This is a genomic window from Bacillus cereus (genome assembly GCF_002567495.1).
GTDB lineage: Bacteria > Bacillota > Bacilli > Bacillales > Bacillaceae_G > Bacillus_A > Bacillus_A cereus_AQ.
Genome location: NZ_NVAP01000118.1, coordinates 1 through 416, shown reverse-complemented (window position 1 = coordinate 416; position 416 = coordinate 1). Strand labels below are relative to the sequence as shown.

Here is a 416-nt window from a genome sequence, read left to right as displayed (position 1 = left end):
CCTGTTGATCCTGTTGGTCCTGTTGGTCCTGTTACTCCCGTTGAACCTGTTGCTCCACCTGTTGGTCCTGTTGGTAGTGTAAATGATGGGATAGGTGGGAGTGTAGGACCAATCAAGTTTGGATCTAATGCAGCCGCGGATAATAATTCCTTACAACTAAATTGTTCTGATTTTTTTTTATCTGACATTAATCCGCCTCCGATTTATTCCTTTAAAAAGGCTTTACTATTTATAATAAATGCACAAAGAAAAAAAATGATCCTGGTACATCACCTATTTTCAAATAAATGGAACTAGTTGCAATTTTATATAACGGAACATATAATGTTATCAACATAAATTCACTAAAAAAGAGATGACATAAGATTTGAACTGTACCCCGAAAACGGGACACCTATCAAAACACCTAAACCACT

General features: G+C 36.3%; 1 protein-coding gene. It reads right to left on the bottom strand.

The features are described from left to right. Window positions 1-188, bottom strand: a 188-nt coding sequence (locus COK05_RS30650) for an exosporium leader peptide-containing protein (protein WP_141539328.1), incomplete at its 3' end; no start/stop codon positions are given. Between the last annotated feature and the right edge of the window lie 228 nt (window positions 189-416).